We start from the raw sequence: 2,742 nt of genomic DNA, 5'->3' as shown, positions 1-2,742 counted from the left end.
CGGGTAAATTGCGTCATCGGCAGGATGGTGGTCACCACCTTCGGGGGGTCGGATCCCTGCTGCGCCTGGGACTCTTCTTGGCGCATCTGCAAGCCGCCCAGGATCCCGACCGAGAGGGCGGCCACCAGCGAGACCAGTGACCGCACAGGTCGAGCCGAACGCAGAGAGTTAGCTTTATCAGCCATGAGCCTTAGTACCTCACAAGACGACAGAGACAGCAGAGCCGGAAGCGCCTGACTTCTGAAAAGCCAAGGCCCGCTGCTGCAGCAGCGAAAACATGCTCACCAGGCCATTGCTGCGGGAAGGGCTAAGGCTAAAGTTGAGGCCCATCTCCCGCACAAACTCTAGGGAAACCTCCAGGATCTCCTCTGGGCGCAGACCGCTCAACCCCTCCGCCAAAACAGCCACCAAGCCCTTGACCAACTGGGCATCGGCATCCCCTTGGATGTAGACCTTGCCGTCTTTTAGCTCGGTGGCCAGCCACACCCGCGAGGCACAACCCCGCACCAGATTCTCCTCTGTTCGCTGCGACTCGGGGAAAGGGGGCAGGCGCTTGGCATAGGCCAGAAGCAATTCGTACTTCTGACGGGAGGTTCTGGCCTTTTGAAAGCGACCTACAATCTGCCGCAGAGCTTCGGGCATCAACCCACTGGCCTGAATGAGAATGATAATCAATCATAACACCCTCGCCGAGAGCGCCTACTGCGCGCGGGGGTAGGTCGGAAAAGCCAAAGAGGGAAGGGTTGTCTTCGCTACCGCACCGAGCGATAGCCGTCCCTTACTCCCCTGGGCGAGAGGACCAGTTGCCAAAGCTGGCTGGCACGGGCCTTGAAGCTGCCGGCGCTCATCAGCAAATAAAGCCGCCACAGGCGGCGAAAGCGCTCGCCGTAGCGGCCGGCCAGTTGTGGCCATGCCCGCTCAAAATTGGCGTGCCAAGCTTTTAGGGTGGCCACGTAGTTGATCCCAAAGTTGTGCCAGTCTTCCAGTACAAACAGACCCTCAAAAGCCGCTGTTATCAGACGAGGCGAGGGCAGCATCGAGTTGGGGAAAATGTAGCGTTCAATCCACGGATCCCGACCCTGGTAGGCAACGTTGGCGCCGATGGTGTGGAGAAGAAACAAGCCATCGTCTTTGAGGAGGCGACGGGCTACCTGCATAAATGTTCGGTAGTTGCGGTAGCCCACATGCTCAAACATGCCCACAGAAAGGATCCGATCAAACTTTCCCTGCGTCTGGCGATAGTCTTCCAGCCGAATCTCCACCGGCAGGCCCTGGCAGCGTTCGCTAGCCAGCTTGGCCTGTTCTTGGGAGACGGTAATGCCCACCACCTGCACGCCGTAGCGTTCGGCCAGGTACTGAGCCGTGCCGCCCCAACCGCAGCCAATGTCGAGCACGCGCATGCCGGGCTGCAGATCCAGCTTGCGGGCAATGAGGTCCAGCTTGGCTTCCTGGGCCTCGTCCAGGGTCTGCGCCCCCCCATCCCAGTAGGCACAGCTATAGATCAGGCGGCGATCCAGCATGGCTTCGTAGAGGTCGTTGCCGAGGTCGTAGTGGCGCTGGCCAACCACGAATGCCCCCTTGCCCCGCTGGCGGTTGACAAAGTAACTGTCCAAAGCCACTAGAGGCTGAATGAGCCAACCCACCCGCTGCGGCACCTGGGCCGTCAGGAGACGACAAACCAGCTCGTCAATAGCCTCGCAATCCCACCAGCCCTCCATGTAGGCCTCGCCAAAGCCCAGGGATCCATAGAGCAGGCAGCGCAGGTAGAGCCGCTCGTCGTGGATTTGCAGATCCCAGGGCCGCGAGCCATTGACGGCTATATCGGCAGCACTCAAGAGCCTAAGCCCATATCGGCGGGCCAGCCGATGCCAGATGCTAAGGCTTTTTTCCACTTCCAGGAACCCCCTGCTGAGGGCTAATCGCAACATGTATTGTAAAATGCGGTCTCTCCAGTTTGTTACTCGGCAGCGGCTCAAGCCATTGCTTCTTCTCGGCTCCCCAGCTTCTGTTGTTAATGCCAACCACTGCAGCTCTGGAGGAAGTTGAAGAGATAGTGCTAGCAAGCCCAAAGGAGAAATCGATGCTCAAACTGAACCTGCCAACACTGCAAGTTGGTGGTGCTATTCAGTAGGGCGGCTTTCAGATTTTCCCGCTGTTTTCTCCAGAGGATACAGAGAGAGGCTGCCTATCGCCTTCCAGATCATGGAGCTCAGGAAGCAACGATTAGTGAAATCAATCAGAACGGCGTTGTGCCGTATCTAGTTGTGGAAAACTACAGCGGTTTTCTCTTGCTTTTGGTGGAAGGGCAGGAGCTAGTCGGGGCTAAACAGAACCGCATCTTGAACACCGCTGTTTTGAACAAGCCAAAAAGCAAGATCACGATTCTGGCTTCTTGTGTGGAAGCTTTCAGGCGCCACTTCCGCTCCCACCAAATGGAGGATGCCAATGCCTTGTTCCCAGCAGCTTGTGCTACGAGCTAAAAAGAGGAGTTTATCAGTCGCTCAAAAATAAAGCTGGTTACCGCTCAGACCAGGGAAGAGTGTGGCAAGCCGTTGCTGCTATCCAAAACTTTCTCAGGGTCAGCTCCCCCACCAACCCGTTCTCTGAAGTTTGACACTCCCACCGTCTAAAGGCGGGGGATTCTTACACGGTCGTCGCAAAGGCTTTGTCAAAGCGCCTCTAGACAGTTCCTGAAGGCAAAGCCCCAAGGTTCTGCTGACTTTCTTAAGCAGGTTGGCGGCA

The 2,742-nt window shown here is 57.3% G+C and carries 2 protein-coding genes and 1 pseudogene; 1 reads left to right on the top strand and 2 read right to left on the bottom strand.

Going from position 1 to position 2,742, the window contains the following annotated elements:
- Window positions 1-198: 198 nt before the first annotated feature.
- On the bottom strand, window positions 199-675 hold the full coding sequence (locus NW809_RS11805) for a SufE family protein (RefSeq protein ID WP_228375339.1): 477 nt from the start codon (window positions 673-675) through the stop codon (window positions 199-201).
- A gap of 77 nt (window positions 676-752) precedes the next feature.
- The gene (cfa, locus tag NW809_RS11800; protein WP_414402219.1) at window positions 753-1,928 is read right to left on the bottom strand and encodes a cyclopropane fatty acyl phospholipid synthase; all 1,176 of its coding nucleotides are present in this window, start codon (window positions 1,926-1,928) and stop codon (window positions 753-755) included.
- 186 nt (window positions 1,929-2,114) lie between these two features.
- Here cfa and NW809_RS11795 point away from each other — a divergent pair.
- Window positions 2,115-2,614 (top strand): annotated as a pseudogene (locus NW809_RS11795) (ARPP-1 family domain-containing protein).
- Window positions 2,615-2,742: the final 128 nt, after the last annotated feature.

The organism is Synechococcus sp. WC101 (assembly GCF_047461555.1).
Taxonomy (GTDB): domain Bacteria; phylum Cyanobacteriota; class Cyanobacteriia; order Thermostichales; family Thermostichaceae; genus Thermostichus.
Note: the sequence above shows the minus strand (reverse complement) of the source record. Positions and strands in the feature narration are given on the sequence as shown.